2 protein-coding genes are annotated in these 1,179 nt (G+C 63.8%); both read left to right on the top strand.

Annotated features, from left to right (window positions below; genetic code table 11):
* Positions 1-362: transposase (locus ACFWY9_RS44965; protein WP_378341781.1), on the top strand; the 362-nt coding region annotated here is incomplete at its 5' end.
* Between the two features lie 56 nt (positions 363-418).
* On the top strand, positions 419-1,179 hold a 761-nt coding region (locus ACFWY9_RS44960; protein ID WP_378341780.1), incomplete at its 3' end, for an IS3 family transposase.

Below are 1,179 nucleotides of genomic sequence, written 5' to 3'. Positions count from 1 at the left end.
CGATCGTTCTGGGAAGGATGAGCGGCGTGGCGAGCAGCAGGTTTCCGCGGGAGTTGAAGGATCGTGCCGTGTCGATGGTGCGTGATCTGGAGAAAGAGTTGGGTGGTCGGCGTGGTGCGGTGGCGCAGGTGGCGGCTCAGTTGGGGGTGAATCCGGAGACGTTGCGGGCGTGGGTCCGTCGGGCGCCGGATGCTGGCCGGGCCTCGGGTGTGTCGACAGGGTCACTGTCTGTGGTGGATCCGGTGGCGGTACGGATGGCTGAGCTGGAGCAGGAGAACGCTGAGCTGCGGCGGGCGAATGAGATTTTGAAGGCCGCTTCGGCTTTTTTCGCTCGGGAGATGGACCATCGACCGCCGCGTTGACGGCATTCGTGGATGAGCATCGGAGTTCCCGGTTCCCGGTAGAGGTGTTGTGTTCGGTGATCGGATTTCCGGTATCGACTTACTACGCGGCAAGAAAGGCGGTCGGGTGCCCCTCGCGGCGGGCGCGGCGGGACAGGGAATTGATTCCGTTGATCCGGCGGGTGTGGGAGAATTCGAAGCGGTTGTATGGCGCGCGGAAGGTGCATGCGCAGTTGAAGCGTGAGGGTGTGCGGGTAGGCCGGTGCGCGGTGGAGCGGCTGATGCGCGCCGAGGGCATCACTGGCGTGGTCGCCGGCCGGGTACGCCCGCGCACGACCGTGCCGGGCGATCCGGCGTCGCGGCCCCGGGACCTGGTGGGCCGGGAATTCGGTGCCGCAGAGCCGAATCGGTTGTGGGTTACGGACATCACCTACGTGCCAATGGCCGACGGTGGGCACGTCTACGCCGCGTTCGTGACTGACGCGTTCTCTCGGGCGATCGTGGGCTGGCAGGTCCTCGACACCTTTGATGCCACGCTGGCCCTCGACGCGCTGGAGATGGCGTTATGGGCCCGCCGTGATCGCGGCGGCGGTACTCTGGTGCACCATTCCGACCGCGGTGTCCACTACACCGCGCTCCGTTATGGAGAGAGGTTGCACGAGGCTGGAATTGAACGATCTGTCGGCCGGAAAGGTGATTCTTACGACAACGCTCTGGCCGAATCCGTCAACGCTCTCTACAAGAAAGAAGTCATCACGAGGGGTGGGCCATGGAATAGTGTTTCCGAGGTAACTGTCGCGACCAGTGATTGGGTTTACTGGTACAATAATGTTCGGCT

The sequence above is a fragment of the Amycolatopsis sp. NPDC059027 genome (genome assembly GCF_042739735.1).
Lineage (GTDB): Bacteria > Actinomycetota > Actinomycetes > Mycobacteriales > Pseudonocardiaceae > Amycolatopsis.
This window is presented reverse-complemented; position numbering and strand designations above follow the sequence as displayed.